The organism is Rhodanobacter umsongensis (assembly GCF_042654965.1).
Taxonomy (GTDB): Bacteria; Pseudomonadota; Gammaproteobacteria; order Xanthomonadales; family Rhodanobacteraceae; genus Rhodanobacter; species Rhodanobacter umsongensis.
Genome location: NZ_JBHSMK010000002.1, coordinates 653,377 through 669,124 on the forward strand (window position 1 = coordinate 653,377; position 15,748 = coordinate 669,124).

20 protein-coding genes are annotated in these 15,748 nt (G+C 67.3%); 13 read left to right on the plus strand and 7 right to left on the minus strand.

Annotation, left to right across the window (positions count from 1 at the left end; all coding sequences use genetic code 11):
• Positions 1-12 precede the first annotated feature (12 nt).
• Positions 13-153: a hypothetical protein gene (locus ACFPME_RS03170; protein WP_377301934.1), complete on the plus strand. Its 141-nt coding sequence runs from the start codon at positions 13-15 to the stop codon at positions 151-153.
• Positions 154-211: 58 nt separating this feature from the next.
• Positions 212-1,126: a hypothetical protein gene (locus tag ACFPME_RS03175; RefSeq protein ID WP_377301936.1), complete on the plus strand. Its 915-nt coding sequence runs from the start codon at positions 212-214 to the stop codon at positions 1,124-1,126.
• A 5-nt stretch (positions 1,127-1,131) separates the two neighbouring features.
• On the opposite strand, the gene ACFPME_RS03180 is transcribed toward ACFPME_RS03175, so the two are convergent.
• Complete coding sequence (locus ACFPME_RS03180; RefSeq protein WP_377302837.1) at positions 1,132-1,599, minus strand: hypothetical protein; 468 nt, start codon at positions 1,597-1,599, stop codon at positions 1,132-1,134.
• A gap of 100 nt (positions 1,600-1,699) precedes the next feature.
• Between ACFPME_RS03180 and trxC the strand changes: the two genes are divergently transcribed.
• On the plus strand, positions 1,700-2,143 hold the full coding sequence (gene trxC, locus ACFPME_RS03185; protein WP_377301938.1) for a thioredoxin TrxC: 444 nt from the start codon (positions 1,700-1,702) through the stop codon (positions 2,141-2,143).
• A gap of 9 nt (positions 2,144-2,152) precedes the next feature.
• On the opposite strand, the gene ACFPME_RS03190 is transcribed toward trxC, so the two are convergent.
• Positions 2,153-3,061: a LysR substrate-binding domain-containing protein gene (locus tag ACFPME_RS03190; RefSeq protein ID WP_377301940.1), complete on the minus strand. Its 909-nt coding sequence runs from the start codon at positions 3,059-3,061 to the stop codon at positions 2,153-2,155.
• 92 nt (positions 3,062-3,153) lie between these two features.
• On the opposite strand from ACFPME_RS03190, the gene ACFPME_RS03195 reads away from it, so the two are divergent.
• From ACFPME_RS03195 to ACFPME_RS03205, 3 genes are all read left to right on the plus strand, one after another.
• Positions 3,154-3,756 carry a LysE family translocator gene (locus ACFPME_RS03195; protein ID WP_377301942.1) on the plus strand — a complete coding sequence of 201 codons (603 nt, stop codon included), beginning with the start codon at positions 3,154-3,156 and terminating at the stop codon, positions 3,754-3,756.
• Between the two features lie 37 nt (positions 3,757-3,793).
• Positions 3,794-4,420, plus strand: coding sequence for an NADPH-dependent FMN reductase (locus ACFPME_RS03200; protein WP_377301944.1), 627 nt, complete (start codon positions 3,794-3,796; stop codon positions 4,418-4,420).
• 109 nt (positions 4,421-4,529) lie between these two features.
• A complete protein-coding gene (locus ACFPME_RS03205; RefSeq protein ID WP_377301946.1) occupies positions 4,530-6,032 on the plus strand; it encodes a S10 family peptidase in 1,503 nt (500 codons plus the stop codon).
• Between the two features lie 3 nt (positions 6,033-6,035).
• On the opposite strand, the gene egtD is transcribed toward ACFPME_RS03205, so the two are convergent.
• Together egtD and egtB are read right to left on the minus strand one after the other, a co-directional pair.
• Entirely contained in the window at positions 6,036-7,025 is a 990-nt protein-coding gene (gene egtD / locus ACFPME_RS03210) for an L-histidine N(alpha)-methyltransferase (RefSeq protein WP_377301948.1), read from the minus strand.
• On the minus strand, positions 7,022-8,269 hold the full coding sequence (gene egtB / locus ACFPME_RS03215) for an ergothioneine biosynthesis protein EgtB (RefSeq protein ID WP_377301950.1): 1,248 nt from the start codon (positions 8,267-8,269) through the stop codon (positions 7,022-7,024). Before egtB ends, egtD begins: the two co-directional genes overlap by 4 nt.
• Positions 8,270-8,505: 236 nt before the next feature.
• Between egtB and ACFPME_RS03220 the strand changes: the two genes are divergently transcribed.
• A complete protein-coding gene (locus ACFPME_RS03220) occupies positions 8,506-8,958 on the plus strand; it encodes a DUF6491 family protein (RefSeq protein WP_377301952.1) in 453 nt (150 codons plus the stop codon).
• A gap of 90 nt (positions 8,959-9,048) precedes the next feature.
• On the opposite strand, the gene ACFPME_RS03225 is transcribed toward ACFPME_RS03220, so the two are convergent.
• The 3 genes from ACFPME_RS03225 to ACFPME_RS03235 form a co-directional block, all read right to left on the minus strand.
• Positions 9,049-9,507 carry a hypothetical protein gene (locus ACFPME_RS03225; RefSeq protein WP_377301954.1) on the minus strand — a complete coding sequence of 153 codons (459 nt, stop codon included), beginning with the start codon at positions 9,505-9,507 and terminating at the stop codon, positions 9,049-9,051.
• A 62-nt stretch (positions 9,508-9,569) separates the two neighbouring features.
• The gene (gene rlmKL, locus ACFPME_RS03230) at positions 9,570-11,771 is read right to left on the minus strand and encodes a bifunctional 23S rRNA (guanine(2069)-N(7))-methyltransferase RlmK/23S rRNA (guanine(2445)-N(2))-methyltransferase RlmL (RefSeq protein WP_377301956.1); all 2,202 of its coding nucleotides are present in this window, start codon (positions 11,769-11,771) and stop codon (positions 9,570-9,572) included.
• Positions 11,768-12,295 carry an alpha/beta family hydrolase gene (locus ACFPME_RS03235; RefSeq protein ID WP_377301958.1) on the minus strand — a complete coding sequence of 176 codons (528 nt, stop codon included), beginning with the start codon at positions 12,293-12,295 and terminating at the stop codon, positions 11,768-11,770. The genes rlmKL and ACFPME_RS03235 overlap by 4 nt, the downstream gene beginning before the upstream one ends.
• A gap of 90 nt (positions 12,296-12,385) precedes the next feature.
• Between ACFPME_RS03235 and ACFPME_RS03240 the strand changes: the two genes are divergently transcribed.
• From ACFPME_RS03240 to ACFPME_RS03265, 6 genes are all read left to right on the plus strand, one after another.
• Positions 12,386-12,940 (plus strand): N-acetylmuramoyl-L-alanine amidase, encoded by a 555-nt coding sequence (locus ACFPME_RS03240; RefSeq protein ID WP_377301960.1) that lies wholly within the window; start codon positions 12,386-12,388, stop codon positions 12,938-12,940.
• Positions 12,941-12,964: 24 nt separating this feature from the next.
• Positions 12,965-13,189, plus strand: a complete 225-nt coding sequence (locus ACFPME_RS03245; protein WP_377302839.1) for a helix-turn-helix domain-containing protein — start codon at positions 12,965-12,967, stop codon at positions 13,187-13,189.
• Between the two features lie 83 nt (positions 13,190-13,272).
• Positions 13,273-13,410: a hypothetical protein gene (locus ACFPME_RS03250; RefSeq protein WP_377301962.1), complete on the plus strand. Its 138-nt coding sequence runs from the start codon at positions 13,273-13,275 to the stop codon at positions 13,408-13,410.
• A complete protein-coding gene (locus ACFPME_RS03255; protein ID WP_377301964.1) occupies positions 13,407-13,772 on the plus strand; it encodes a hypothetical protein in 366 nt (121 codons plus the stop codon). Before ACFPME_RS03250 ends, ACFPME_RS03255 begins: the two co-directional genes overlap by 4 nt.
• Positions 13,769-14,812 carry a saccharopine dehydrogenase family protein gene (locus ACFPME_RS03260; RefSeq protein ID WP_377301966.1) on the plus strand — a complete coding sequence of 348 codons (1,044 nt, stop codon included), beginning with the start codon at positions 13,769-13,771 and terminating at the stop codon, positions 14,810-14,812. Before ACFPME_RS03255 ends, ACFPME_RS03260 begins: the two co-directional genes overlap by 4 nt.
• 55 nt (positions 14,813-14,867) lie before the next feature.
• Positions 14,868-15,734, plus strand: a complete 867-nt coding sequence (locus tag ACFPME_RS03265) for an acyl-CoA thioesterase (protein ID WP_377301968.1) — start codon at positions 14,868-14,870, stop codon at positions 15,732-15,734.
• Positions 15,735-15,748 lie beyond the last annotated feature (14 nt).

A 15,748-nucleotide genomic window follows, 5' to 3' on the forward strand; every position in this document is an offset into this window, starting at 1 on the left:
ACAGGAGTGCCCATGAGAACCGTAATGGAAACCTACCGCCGGCAACTGGACCGGCAGAGACAGAACGGTGGCATCGGCTGGGTGTTGCTGTGGCTGCTCGGCATACCGATACCCGTACTTATCCTGCTGTTCCTGCTGCGTGGCTGCACCTGACGCGCGCGTGCAGTCTTCGTCGAATCTTGCCGAGCCGATCACGTACAAGGAGAAGGACATGGCCGTAGACGTCGAACGCACCACGATCGTGGATGTGTCACCCGCCGGGATGAGTTGGGGCGCGATCCTCGCCGGCTGGCTGGTTGCGGTGGGCATCGCTTTCCTGATGTACGTCGCCGGGCTGGCCATGGGCTTTTCCGCGTTCGATCCCTATGACGCGGACGCCACCGCCAAAGGCATCGGCGCGGGCACCTGTGCGTGGCTGGTGTTGACCTGGGTCGTGTCGCTGTTTGTCGGCGGCATGTTCGCCAGCTGGTTCGACGGTCGCGACGACCAGACCACCGGCGTGATGCACGGCATCACCGTGTGGGGGCTTTCCATTGCGGCTTCGGGGCTGCTGCTGGCGCTGGGTATCGGTGGCGCGATCGGCAGTGGTGCCACTCTGGTGAGCGGCGCGGCCGGTGGCGTGCATGGACGCGCCATGACCCATCACGGCATCCGCGGCATGGGCGACAGCGATGCCAGCACCTTGCTGCAGGCGCAGCTGATGCAGCGGATCAGGCAGACAAGCAGCGCTGGCGCGCCGCTGGCAGATGCATCCGCAGCGGGCAGCGGCATGGACAGGCGCAGCGCACCACCGCTCGATCCACGCACGGCCAACGCAGCCACCCTGGCGCTGCTGGCCGATCACCCCGACACCGCCAGGGCGCTGCTCGGCGCCAACACAAGCATGTCGCAGGCCGACATCGACAGCACCGTGCAGGGTCTCTCTGCCGACGTGAGTCAGGCCAAGGCAAACCTGAAGGCCGCGGCCGACACCGCGGCCCACTACAGCGCCATGGCGATGTGGGTGTTGTTCGTCAGCCTGCTGTTGTCGCTGCTGGCCGCGGCGTTCGGTGGATGGATCGGCGCTGCGCATGTGCATCGGGTCTATCACCTGCGCCGGTACGCACGCAGCGCGCCACTGCGCTGACCGCTTCAGGCACTCCATGGCCACCAGCCGTGGCCATGGAGTGCATAACGATCGGCCGCCCGCTCGAACCGGTTGCGCACGCTGATCCCGCCGCTCAGCAGATACAACGGAAGGAACAACGGGCCGAGCGCCATGTACTGATATACATGCGCCCGTTCGTGATCGGCCAGCGAGACGGCCGACTCGATGCGGTGGCCAGCGCGATGCGCATAGGTGAAGCACGGCGTATCCAGCCGTTCGCCGGTATGCAGGATCACGTTGCCAAGGGTCAGTGCGCCACCGTTGCCCCACGGCCAGCGTCGCACCACCAACGCCAGTCCGCGCGCCTGCCAGCGCATCCGCGCACCGAAAGCGAGACCGATCACGCCCAGCAGCAGACCGGCCAGGCTGTTTGGCAGCGTCCACAGCATGCCGAGCGCCAGCACGCCGCGAGGCAAGCTTCGCCGGCGAAAACCGGTTGACCGATACGGCATTGTCATGGAGCGACACCTGCGCGTGACTTGGCTTTGCGCGCCGCCGTCGCCATCTTGTCGGCTACGGTGCCGTGCGCGCATCCCCTTGTCGGAGTCTGCCATGAATACCCCACTGGCTATCCCGTGCCCGCACTGCGGTGCACTCAACCGCGTGCCGGCGGACCGTGCCACCGAGCGGCCGAACTGCGGCCGCTGCAAGCAGGCGTTGTTCAATGGCCATCCGACGGAGCTGACTACCGCGAATTTCGACGCGATCGCCGGTCGCGGCGACCTGCCGGTACTGGTGGACTTCTGGGCGCCGTGGTGCGGGCCGTGCGTCGGCTTCGCGCCGGTATTCGTGCGAGCCGCCGGCCAGTTCGAACCCCGCCTGCGGCTGGCCAAGCTGGACACCGAAGCGCAGCCGCAGCTGGCCCAGCGCTTCAACATCCGCAGCATTCCCACGCTGATCATGCTGAAGCAGGGACGCGAGCTTGCCCGACAATCCGGAGCACTCGACGCGACGCAATTGCAGCAGTTCGTCGAAGGCGCGCTGGCGCGCGGCTGATCGGCGGGTTCAGCCCTTGCGCACCGCGTTGCCGCCTGCCGCCTGCCAGTGCAGCCAGTCGATCACGGCGGCTACCGCCGGGCGCGGCTTCGCCAGCGGCCGCACGACCCAGTAAGACGATCCCAACGGCACGCCAAGTTCGCCAAACGGACGCAGCAGGCTGCCATTGGCCACGTCGTCCGCCGCCAGCCGATGGCGGGCCAGCGCCACGCCCTGGCCCTGCATCGCCGCACGCAACACCAGGTCGGACGAGGTATAGCGCGCACCGCTCTGCAGTGCCAGCCTGGCCGGGCCATGCGCCTGCCGCCACAACTCCCACGACGCTTGCGGGTCGCGGTCATGCAGCAGGCGCAGCCCCGCCAGCTGCACCGGCTTCGATGGACGTCCGGACGTCTGCCACAACGCCGGGCTCATCACCGGATACAGCGCATCGTCCATCAACGGCTCGGCATGCAGCTCCCGCCAAGGTCCCGTGCCCATGCGGATGGCCAGATCGATGCGACCGTCGTCCAGCGCATCCAGCCGCTGCTCGACCTGCACCGACAGCTCGATTTTCGGATGCGCCTTTTCCAGCGCCGGCAGCCGCGGCAGCAGCCAGCGGATTGCAAACGACGGCGAGGTCGACAAGGTCACGGCGTGTGCAGGGCGGGTTTCGCGCAGCGCCGCCACCGCCTGTTCGATCCCGCGCAGGCCAGCCAGCGTGGCGCGGCCCAGCGTGTCGCCCTGCGGCGTGAAGACAAGCGCGCCTCGCCCGGCCGAAGCACGCAAAAGCGGCACACCGAGCCAGCGGTCCAGTTCGCCCAGATGCCGGCTCACCGAGGAGTGCGCCATGCCCAGCTCGCGGGCGGCAGCTCGGACGCCGCCGTGGGCATAGACCATGGCAAAGGCGCGCAGTGCATTCAACGGCAATTCGTTCATGGTCGGAATTCTAGACCATTGAACCTCCCCCACGGACCAGATCCCCGCCGCATGATGAGCGTCATTCAATCGCCGCCGAAGGACACATCACGATGGATCGCCTGATCGCCCTGGCTGGCCTGCTTTGCATTGCCGCGATCACGCCCGGCCCCAACAACCTGGTGGTGCTGCGTGCCGCGGGACATGGCGGCATTCGCGCCGCGGTGCCGGCCATCGCCGGCATCGTGCTCGGTGGCCTGCTGCTGCTCGCTCTGGCGGTGCTTGGCGCCGGCGCGGCGTTGCTGGCGCATCCATCGTTGAAACAAGGGATCGGCGCCATCGGCTCGCTGTATCTGGCGTGGCTAGGCGTATCGCTGTGCGTCGGTGGCGTGTCGCCCCGACAATCTCGCGCCACCTCGGCGGAGCCGGTCCCGGCGGCGGGCGCGCTGGGCCTGCTTGGCTTCCAGTTCCTCAACCCGAAGAGTTGGGTCATGGTGCTGACCGCGCTGGCGGCGCTGCCGGCGGCGGCCCTGCGCGATTACCTGCCGCTGGCCGGATTGTTCGTGCTGATTCCCACCGTGTGCCTGTTGCTGTGGGCCGCGCTCGGCGCATGGCTCGCACGCTGGCTGGTCCGACCCGTGGTACGCCGCGGCGTCGACATCGTGATGGGCGTTCTACTGGTCGCCTGCGCTTCGCTCTTGCTGCTTGAACCGTGATTGCCGCTTGTCAGTCAAAACACCCCGGAGATCGAACATGACCCTTTCCAATGCACCTCCCGTCCGCCACGTGCTGTGCCTGGCCGGCAGCCTGCGCCGAGACTCGTGGAACCGGCGGCTGCTGGGCGTGGCCGCGGCCCACGCTCCCGCGACGCTGCATCTGGACGTCTGCGGTGGGCTGGCTGCCGTACCGATGTTCGACGAGGATCTGGAACAACATGAGCCCGATGGCCCCGCCGGCGTGCGCTCGTTGCGTGCTTCGGTCGCCGCCGCCGACGGCCTGATCATCGCCACGCCCGAATACAACCATGCCATGCCGGGCGTGCTGAAGAATGCACTGGACTGGCTCTCGCGCGAATCCCCCCAGGGCGAGGTGCTGGTGGAAAAGCCGGTGGCCGTGTTCGGTGCCAGCGCGGGTCCATGGGGCACGCGCCTGGCGCAGGCATCGCTGCGGCAAGTGCTGCACACCTGCGGCGCGCTGGTGATGCCGGCGCCAACCCTGTTCATCGCCAACGCCGCCGCCCGCTTCGATGAAAATGCCGCGCTGGTCGACCCGGCCACCGCGGAATCGCTGCAGCGCTTCGTGCTGGCCTTCGAACAGTGGATGGCCCGCGTCGCGCCGGCGCCCGCCCGGCCGCAAGCCGCGCTGGCGATGGCGCGCTGATCGCCGACGTGTCCGGATGGCGCAGGTTCCCGCCACCCATGCCTTTACGCACACTCCCGCCGCCGTGCAGGCAGGTAGGCTTGGCGCTTTCGTCGCGAGGAAGCGGCCCGTGCGCAAGCCCCTGCAATCTGCCCTTCTGGCCTTCGTGCTGGCCGCATTCAATAGCGCGCCCACGCTTGCCGCCGACACCCGCAAGCCGGCAGCGGCAGACGACGCCGGCGGCAACGGTTTCCATCTGCAGCCGTTCCCGGCGGATGCACACGTCACGCAATCCACCACCGCGAACGGCAGGACGCTCAAGTACACCGTGACCGTCGGCTCGCTGCCCGTCCGCGATGCGAAGGGTGTCATCACCGGCGAAGTCGTGTTCACCGCCTACACCATGGCCGGCAGGGATCGGCCGGTGACGTTCGCGCTCAATGGCGGGCCGGGTGCGTCGTCGGTGTATCTGAACCTCGGCGCGATCGGCCCGAAAAAGGTGAACTTCGGCGTCGAGGGCGACAACCCTTCCGATCCGGTGACGCTGCACGACAATCCCGGCACCTGGCTGGGCTTCACCGACCTGGTGTTCATCGATCCGGTCGGCGCCGGTTACAGCCGGGCACTGGTGGAAGACAAGGAAGCCACCAAACAGTTCTACAGCACCGATACCGACATCACATACCTCTCGCGCATCGTCTACGACTGGCTGGTCAAGAACGGCCGCATGACCTCGCGCAAGTATCTGGTGGGCGAAAGCTATGGTGGTTTCCGCGGCCCGCGCATCACCGACTACCTGCAGACCCGGCTCGGCGTGGCGATGAATGGCGTGGTGCTGTTGTCGCCCTACCTCGACCCGGCAGCGTCCGACGACGAGAACGTGTCGCCGCTGCCGTGGATGCTGACGCTGCCCTCGATCGCCGCGGCGCACCTGGAACGCGAGCACAAGCTCACCCCTGAAGCGATGGCTGGCGTGATCGAGTACACCCGCGGCGAGTACGCGAGCGACCTCATGCGCGGCCGCTCCGAACCGCAGGCGACCGCTCGCGTGATCAAGAAGGTGACCGAGCTGACCGGGCTCGACCCGCTGTTCGTGAAGCGTTCCGGCGGTCGGCTGGAAACCCAGGCCTACCTGCGCGAGGTGTACCGTGCCGAAGGCCGGCTCGGCAGCCGCTACGACTCCAACGTCACCGCCTGGGATCCATTCCCGTATGCGCCACATCAGCAGACCGGCGACCCGATACTCAACGGCATCATTGCGCCGACCACCAGCGCAATGGTCGACTTCGTCACCCGGACGGTAGGCTGGAAGTACGACGGCCGCTACAACGCGCTGAGCTACGAAGTGGCCAAGCTGTGGCATGAGGACGACGACGCCCGCGAGGGTTCGGTGTCGCAGTTGCGCGAGTCGGTGGCGAACGACCCGCGCCTGCGCGTGCTGATCGCGCACGGCTGGGACGACCTCTCCTGCCCGTTCATGGCCTCGGTGCTGATCGTCGACCAGATGCCGGCCATGGGCGACTCGACCCGCGTGCGGGTGAAGAGCTATCCGGGCGGCCACATGTTCTATGCGCGCGCGGACAGCCAGGCCGCGTTGACCGCGGATGTGCGGGCGCTGTACGGCGTGAAGTAGCGCTCAGCGCACCAGCGTGCTGGCGCGCACCAGATATTGCACGCTGAACATGCGTCCGGAGTCGGTCCAGACCTGCTGGACAGCCAGGCCGGCCCTGGCCGCCAGGGCGGCAAAATCCTCCAGCGAATACTTGCAGCTGTACTCGACCTGGATCGCTTCGTCCGCGCGGAACGGCACGTTGACGCGACCCACTTTGACGTGTTGCTCGCGGCGGCTCACGAGATGGGTCTCGATGCGTCCGGCCATCGGGTTGTAATGCGCCCGATGGGCGAAGGCCGACAGCTCGAAATTGCTGCCGATGTCGCGATTCAACCGGCGCAGCATGTTGAGGGTGAACTCGGCGGTGACGCCGGCGCGATCGTTATAGGCCGCCTCGATCACCGCCGGATCCTTTTTCAGGTCGACGCCGATCAGGATGCCGCCGGCATCGCCCATCTCGTTGCGCATCTTGCGCAACAGTACGGCGGCCTCGCGGTTCTCGAAGTTGCCGATGGTGGAACCGGGGAAATACACCACCGTGCGACGCGGCGCCCGTGGCGGAATCGGCAGCCGCAATGGCTTGCTGAAATCCGCGCACAGCGGCTGCAGCGGCAGCTGCGGAAAGTCCATCGCCAGTTGCTCCACGCTGCGCCGCAGGGGCTCGGCCGAGAGCTCCACCGGCACATAGGCGATGGGCGCATGCAGATGCTGCAGCAACATGCGCGTCTTGCGCGCGCTGCCGCTTCCGTATTCGACCAGGCGCACCTCGCTGCCGAGCGTATCGGCAATGTCCTGCGCGTGTTCGTCCATCAACGCGATTTCGCAGCGCGTGAGGTAGTACTCAGGTTGCTCGCAGATCTTGTCGAACAACGCGGAGCCGCGTTCGTCGTAGAACAACCACGACGGCAATCGCTTCGGCTTGAGCGCCAGTCCGCGCTGGGCGATTTCCAGCAGATCGTTTACGGGCGGGCGACGATCGTCGTCGCTGACGCCACAAGGTTGCACACTGCTCATCGGTCCTGTCCCAATCGCAGCCCGGCGAATTGCCAACGGGCGTGAGGTGGAAAGAAGTTGCGGTAGGTGGCGCGGAGGTGATCGCGCGGGGTGACGCACGAACCTCCCCGCAAGACCCACTGGCCACACATGAACTTGCCGTTGTACTCGCCCAGCGAACCGGGCAGCGGACGGAAGCGGGGATAACCGATGTACGGCGAAGCCGTCCACTCCCATACATCGCCATAGATCTGCAGCAGATCCGCATCGCCGTGCGCCGCGCGCGGCTGGAAGCGTTGCTCGTCCTGCAGGTTGCCCTCCACGGGAACGCGCTGCGCCGCCGTCTCCCACTCCGCCTCGGTGGGCAGTCGGGCACCGGCCCAGCGCGCAAACGCCTCGGCCTCGTAGTAGCTCAGATGGCAGACCGGTTCGTGCGGATCGAGCGCCCGCACGCCAGCAAGAGTGAACTCGCTGGCCAGATCATCCCGCCAATAGAGCGGGTGCTGCCAGCTTTCGCGCTGCACGGTGGCCCAGCCGTCGGACAACCACAGGCCCGGCTCGCGATACCCTCCCTCGCGCACGAACGCCAGGTATTCCGCGTTGGTTACCAGCCGGTTGGCCAGCGCATGCGGATGCAGCAGGGTGCGGTGGCGCGGGGTTTCGTTGTCGAAGGCAAAGCCGTCGCCGCGATGGCCGATCTCGACGATGCCGTCGTGGCCGTCGATGAAGCGCAAGGGCACGGTGGCCGTGGCTGTCGGCGGCATCGGCGCGCGATACGCCGGCTGCAGCGGATTGCACCAGAGCGCGTGCTTGATGTCGGTCAGCAACAGCTCCTGATGCTGTTGCTCGTGCTGCAGGCCCAAAGAGACCAGGGTGGCAAGCTCCGGATCGCTATCGCGGGACAGCAGGTCGCGCACCGCGTCGTCGATGGCGTGCCGATAGCCACGCACGTCATCCAGCGAAGGCCGCGACAGCAGGCCGCGCTGGGGGCGCGCATGCCTCGGCCCGACGGACTCATAGTAGGAGTTGAACAGTCGGCTCCATGTGGCGTCGCGCGGCCGGTAGGCCGGATCGCGCCCCAGCACGAACTGCTCGAAGAACCAGGTGGTATGCGCCAGATGCCACTTGCCGGGACTGGCGTCGGGCATCGATTGCAACTGCAGATCCTCGGCGCTCAGGCCGACACATAGATCCAGCGTGCGACGGCGCACGTGGTCGAAGCGTGCCGCCATCGCGGATGTCGCTGGCATCTGCCGGGCGGTCATCGTCACTGCTGCCCCGGCAAGGCCGGAGCGGCGGCGGCAAGCCGGGGCATCGGGTAGCGCTTATCGTTCAAAAACATGGCCGTCAGCATGCCGTGCCTGCCGTTCACTTCTTGTGATAGGGGGATGTCAGATACTTTGCATCGGCCGTCCGACGCACCTGCGCCGATGCCGGCACAAGCCCTTCCCCGTGGCCCCGCCACGGCACGCGTCCAGCCCGACAGACCGAGGTAACGCCCATGAAAATGATCACTCCCACCCTGCTGCTCATCGTCATTGCGTGCACCCATGTCGGCCCCGTCAAGGCGTCCGAAACCGCAGCCGCGCGATCACCGCTGCCGGCGGCTGAGTGCATCGACACCACCCAGATCAACGAGTGGCACATCGTGGACGCACATACTGCCATCGTGCGCACCGGACCGAAACGCTATCTGGTGACTTTGCAGCACGCGTGTCCGCGATTGGGCATGCCGCCTGCCGGCCTGATCTTCCGGCCCAACCGGTCCAACGCAGCCGTCAACCGGGGCCGCATCTGCGGCGAGGTTGGCGAGACCGTGCGCTCGCGCAACCAGCCGCCATGTGCGATCGAGTCGATCGGCAAGATCGACAAGACCCGCTTTGATGAAATGAGCGCGCAAGCCAAGCGCCATGGCAGCGGTGCGGACCAGCCGACGGCCATCCCGGCCCACTAGTTCCCCGCCCGACCCAGCATGCGGAAAGCCGAAAGCAGAAGAGCCCGGACATGCCGGGCTCTTCTGCGTCAAATGGCAACGTCGTGCATCTCAGTCGCCGTCGTAACCGTCGTCCTGATCGTAACCATCGTCGCGGATGTACCGCGTCTGCGGATTGTCGTACACCACGGTGCGGGTTTCGACCACGCGACGTCGCACGATCGGCGGGCCGTCTTCGTAGATGACCGTGCGCGGCGGAGCATAGACCGGCGCACTGTAATACACCGGCGCCGGTCGCATAGAATCAGCTACTAGGCCAAGCACGGCGCCGGTGACGATGGCGCCGGCGATCCAGCGCCCGCCGCTCCAGTGCCCGCCACCATGGCCGTAATAGCCCCCATGGCCGCCGTAGTAACCATGACCGCCGTAGTAACCACCGTGGCCCCCGCCGTGATAGCCGTGCCCACCACCCCAGCCGTGTGCCGACGCGCCGAGCGGCATGGCCAGCACTGCCATCATCGCGAAACCGAGTACCGCCAGCTTGCTCGCGCCACTGAAATGTCGAGTCATGATTTCTCTCCGTTGTGCAGCACGGATGCTCGGCTGATCACACTTAATGTGGACTGAAGCGTTCACTTTTTGATGCGTGCCGTATCCCACGGATTTATCCCGGGGTCGGCCTTGCGTCGCCGCAGCAGCCAGCAACCGTGAATGTCGGCGCGGCGGGCGAAGTCGAACGGGATGCTGGGAGCGGTCCAGTCCTCGATCTCGAAGCGTTGCTCCAGCTCCGCCCGATCGAGCTTGAAACGGCGGAAATTGTTGGAGAACACGATCACGCCATCGCGGGTCAACCGTTCGTTGCAGGCGTCGAGCAACTTGACGTGGTCGCGCTGCACGTCGAAATCCTCGGCGCGCTTGGAGTTTGAAAAGGTGGGTGGATCGACAAAGATCAAACCGTAATGGCCACGGTCGCGCTGCAGGAACTCCAGCGCGTCGAACTGCATGAGTCGATGGCTGGCTCCGCTGAACCCGTTCAACGCGAGATTGCGCGACGCCCAGTCCAGGTATGTGGCGGACAGATCCACGCTGGTGGTTTCAAGCGCGCCACCGGCAGCTGCATGCACGCTGGCGGTGGCGGTGTAGGCAAACAGGTTGAGGAAACATTTTCCATCCGCCAGTTCGCGCACCTTGGCGCGCACCAGCCGGTGATCGAGGAACAGGCCGGTGTCCAGATAGTCGGTGAGGTTGACCAGAAACTTCAGGCCGTCCTCCTCCACCTCGATGAACTCGTTGCGCTGGTCGAGCTGACCGTATTTCGAACCACCCTTGCCGCGTTCGCGCGTCTTGATCGCGATGCGCTCGCGCGGCACGCCCAGCACCTCGCCGGCGACGCGAGCGATCTCGCGCAGGCGCAGGCGGGCGATGTCCGGTGGCACGTCGGCCGGTGCCCGGTACTCCTGGATGTGCAAGTGATCGTTGCCGGCGGTGTCGCCGTAGACGTCGATCGCGGCTGCGTACTCGGGCAGGTCCTGATCGTAGGCGCGCCAGCAATGGATGCCTTCGCGGGTGAGCCGCCTGCGCAGGTGTTTGACGTTCTTTTCGAGCCGGTTCTTCAGCATCTGCGCACCGGCAGACAGTGGCTTGGGCTCGCGCGGGGCTTCGTCGCGCCTGCCGAGGTCGAAGGTCAGCAGCACGGTTTCCAGTGCGCCGTTGTACAACGCATAGCGCTTGTCCGCATGCAGCTGCATCGCCCGGCCCAGTTCCACATCGCCAGCCAGCACGGCAGCGCGCCAGCCGGTGAAGTGGGCACGCAAGGCATCCCCCAGGGCGCGATACAGCTTCGGCATCTCGGCGCGTTCGCCCAGGCGCTCGCCATACGGCGGATTGGTGATCACCAATCCATACGCAACACCAGGCGGCGGTGCGGCATGCGCCACGTCTTGCTTGTCCAGCGTGAAGAAGCCGGCGACACCCGCTTCCTGTGCATTGCGTTTGGCCATCTGCACCATGCGCGGGTCGGCGTCGCTGCCGAAGAACACACTGCGCAATCCGCGCAGGCCGGTTTCGGCGCGCTGCTTCGCCTCATCCAGCAAGCCCCGCCACAGCGCGATGTCGTGCTGCTGCCAGCCGAGAAAGCCGAAATACTCGCGGCGCAAGCCCGGCGCCACGTCAGCCGCCATCAGCGCCCCTTCGATCAGCAAGGTGCCGGAACCGCACATGGGATCGAGCAGCGCGCCGCCGGCGGCGTACACCTCTGGCCAGCGCGCGCGCAGCAGCATCGCGGCGGCGAGGTTTTCCTTCAGCGGCGCCTCGCCCTGTTCTTCGCGCCAACCGCGCCGGTGCAATGGCGAGCCAGCCAGATCCAGCGATAGCGTGGCGCGGTCGCGACGCACACGCACGTTAATACGGATGTCCGGCTCGTCCGTATCGATGCCCGGCCGGTTGCCGTCGCGCTGGCGGAACTGATCGACTATCGCGTCCTTGGTGCGCAAGCCGATGAACTGGCTGTGGGTGAGTTTGCTCATTGCGGTACCGGCATCCACCGCGAACGTGGCATGAGCGGCGAGATGCTGGCTCCAGTCGATCTCCTGCACGCCGCGATACAACGCATCGTCGTCGACCGCATCGAACTCGGCCAGCGGCAGCAGGATGCGGCTGGCCAGGCGGGACCACAGGCAGGCGCGGTACGCGGTTTCCAATGTGCCGGAGAAATGCGCGCCGGCCAGCGCCTCGCGCACGTCGCCGGCACCCATGGCGACCAGTTCGTCGCGCAGCAGGTACTCGAGGCCTTTCGGGCAGGTCGCGAAGAATGCCCTGGACGGGAGCGGGCTCATGCGATGGTCGCCAGCTGGTCCAGCATCAGCCGGAACTGCGCAGCGATCATGTCCATGCTGCCACTCAGTCGGTGGTCGTCGTCCAGCACCAGCAGCGGCAGCTTGCGCCGGGCGGCGAACGCCTGCACGCCCGCCAGCGGACAAACCTCGTCGCGCCAACCGTGGATCAGCAGGGTAGGCGCATTGCTTCGCAGATCGAACTTGCGTGCATGGCCCGGGATCTCGCTCGGCGTGGCCAGCAACAGCAAGCCGGCCACCGGCACGTCCAGCGAGACCAGCCCCGACACGAACGCCCCCATGCTGGAACCGACCAGCAGGGGCGGCGTATCCAGTGCCGCGATGGTGGCGCGCAGCCGGGCGATGCGTGGTTCCACCGAGCCGGCATGGCCGCGCGCATCGTCGGCGCCGTAGTCCGGCCGCTGCGTGCGCCAACCCAGCGATTCGGCCAGCACCGCCAACGCGCTCACCTTGGTGGCGTCCGGGCCGGAGTCCGAGCCGTGGGAAAGAATGATCTGGCCGCGCATGGCGGTCTCCATGAAAACTGCAGAATGCAAGGTGTTCATGGTAACAGGCGGCGTTTCCGCAGGGCCTTGCTGCATGCGAAACTGCCGCGCATGAGCCTGAGCATCCGTGACCAGCCACTGCCCTACGTCGACGTGCTGCCCGAGCGTTCCGCCGGCGCGGTCGAGCTGGTGGTGATCCACTGCACCGAACTGCCGGACCTGGCCACGGCACGCGAGTACGGCGAAAAAGTCCTGCACCCCAGCGGCGCCGGCAACAGCGGGCACTACTACATCGACCGCGACGGCGCGATCTATCGCTACGTACCCGGCACGCGCGTGGCCAACCACGTGCGCGGGCACAACCCTGGCTCGATCGGCATCGAACTGGTCAATCTTGGCCGCTACCCGCAGTGGTGGGACTCGCGCCACCAGCAGATGACCGAGCCGTACGGCGAAGCCCAGATCGCGGCACTGAATGCCCTGCTGGCGCAACTGCGTGCGGAATTCCCGAACCTTCGCCAGATCGCCGGCCATGAGGACCTGGACACCGCGTTGATGCCGTCCAGCGACGATCCCGCGCTGCAGGTCCGCCGCAAGCTCGACCCCGGCCCGCGCTTCCCCTGGACCGACATCGTCCCGGCCTGCGGCCTGCAGCGACTGCGCTAGACCGCATCGCCCCTTTCGAGCCGCATCCATGGCCGGAGTTCGACGTCCAGCCGCTGCTGCAATCGACCACCGTCGCAGTGCACGACGTGTGCTGCAGCGGCGATGCTGGTGGCCGACTGCGAGGACGTCGCCGCGCTGGCGCAGGACCTGGGCTTCTCCAGCCACAGCCATTTCAGCGCCGCATTCCACCAGGCCTACGGCCGCACACCCACGGCGTTCCGCCGGGTCGCGCTGTCGCAGTCGTCGTGAATCGCTAAATATCCTGACAGCCGCCGCCGCCGGCCGGTGGTCTCCTGTGCCTGCCCGATCGCGGGCCTTACCGGAGATACGCCATGAACGAGAACACCTGCGCCGCCTGCGACTATCCGCTCGACGGCAACGCCATCAAGGTCACCATCGGCGGCCGCACCGTCGAGGTCTGTTGCGAGGAGTGCGCGCAGAAGCTGCGCGAGGCGGAAGCGAAGTCGTGAGCGGCGGAACCTCATCATTCGCCGCACGACTGGCAGCGCCGGGCATGAACCGGCGCTGCTTCCTCGCCGCGTCCGCGGGTACGCTGGCCGGCGCCGTGTCGGCACCGATGCAAGCGGCGGGCTTCCAGGCCGCGCGCCGCTATACCCGTACCGCATTCGGCCGCATCGCCCACGTCGAACGTGGCAGCGGGCCGGCGGCGCTGTTCGGCTTCCCGCTCTACGGCTTCCACTGGCGCGGTGGTGTGCTCGACCGCTGGCTGGGCGCGTGCCAGGGCAGCAAGCCGTTGTGGCCCGAGGAACACCCCGATGTGATCGCCGAGGAAGCGCGGCGACTGTGGGCTGCGCAGGGAGACCAGGCATGACGACACATCCTTTCCCTCGCATCGCGGTGTACGGCGCCTACGGCCATACCGGTCGCTTCGTGCTGGCCGAACTGCGCCGCCGCGGCTTCGTGCCGGTGGCCTGCGGCCGCGACGCGGCCAGGCTGCATGAACTGGCCGCGGTCGCCGACGTCGAGGTCCGCGTCGCCTCCACCGATGACCCCGCTGCGCTGGATGCCGCCTTCGCCGGCACCGCCGCCGTCCTGCATTGCGCCGGGCCCTTTCTCGACACCGCCGCGCCGGTGCTGGAGGCGGCGCTGCGCGCACGCATCCACTACCTCGATGTGGCGGCGGAACAGCGTGCCGTGACCGACGTCCTGGCGCGCGATGACGAGGCGAAAGCCGCGGGCGTGACGGTGGTGCCGGCAATGGCCTTCTATGGCGGCCTTGCCGATCTGCTGGCCAGCGCCGCGCTCGACGGCGCCACCGACGCGGACACGGTGGACATCGCCGTCGCGCTCGACGGCTGGCATCCGACGCGCGGCACCCGCCTCACCGGCGAGCGCAACCATTACCCGCGCACGTACATCGAGCATGGCCGCACCCGCACCGTGCCCGACCCCGCGCCGGTGCGCGAGACCGACTTCCCGGCACCGTTCGGGCGGCTGGAAACGGTGCTGCTGCCGTTGTCCGAGGCCGTCGTGGTACCTCACCACATCGCCTGCCGCAACCTGCACGCGTGGATGAACCTGGCCCCGCTGCGCGATTTGCGCGATCCGGCCACACCAGCGCCGGTCGCCGCCGACGACAGCGGCCGCTCCGTGCAGCGCTTCGCGGTCGACGTGCGCGTGCGCCGCGGCAACCACGCATGCCGCGCCATCGCCAGCGGACGCGACATCTACGCCGTCACCGCGCCACTGCTGGTCGAGGCGCTGCAACGCATTCTCGACGGCCGCGTCCGCGCTCGCGGCGCGCTCGCCGCGGGCCAGGCCTTCGACGCACGCGACTTTCTCGCCGCGCTCGATCCCGCGGCAGTTACGGTCACGTTCGAAGTCGGCGCGGGGTCGATCGGCGCCCGCTGAATGCAGGGTCGGGCACCGCCACCGTTATACTGGCGGCCCCCTGCAAGGACACGCCATGAGCGAAGACCACGTTGCCGAACTTGTCGAGCTGCTGCAGCTGGAACGGCTGGAGGACAACCTGTTCCGAGGTCAGAGCCGCGATATCGGCACGCGCTTCGTCTTCGGCGGCCAGGTCCTGGGGCAGGCCCTGGCAGCGGCACAGGAAACCGTTGATCCGTTGCGCGAGGCGCATTCGCTGCACGCCTACTTCCTGCGTGCGGGCGACATCGAGGCGCCGATCGTCTACAACGTGGAGCGCACCCGCGACGGCGGCACGTTCTCGTCACGTCGCGTCGTGGCGATCCAGCATGGCCAGCCGATCCTCAACGGCTCGGTGTCGTTCCAGGTACCCGAGCAGGGCGTGGAACACCAGACCTCGATGCCCGAAGTGCCCGCGCCCGGGGATCTGGAACCGTTGCATCCGCTGCCGCCGGACGAGCTGGCCCGGTTGCCGGTAAAGCTGCAACGCTGGATGGGCATCGATGGTCCGTTCGAGTTTCGCCAGGTGTGGCCCCGCGACGAACGGCACCCGGCGAAGCGCCCGCCGATCCAGCACATCTGGTTCAAGCTGACCTCGCCAATCAGCGACTCGGCCATCCTGCACCGTTCCCTGCTCGCGTATGCCTCGGACTTCCATCTGATCGGCACCGCCACGTTGCCACACGGCATCTCCTATCTCACCCACAACGTGCAGATGGCCAGCCTCGATCACGCACTATGGTTCCACCGGGCGTTCCGCGTCGACGAGTGGTTGCTGTATTCGTTCGACAGCCCTACCGCGCAGGGCGGCCGCGGGCTGGCGCGCGGGCAGATCTTCAGCCGCGATGGCCGGCTGGTCGCCTCCACCGCGCAGGAAGGCCTGATCCGCGTTCGCAGCGACTGATCGCGTAAACTCCA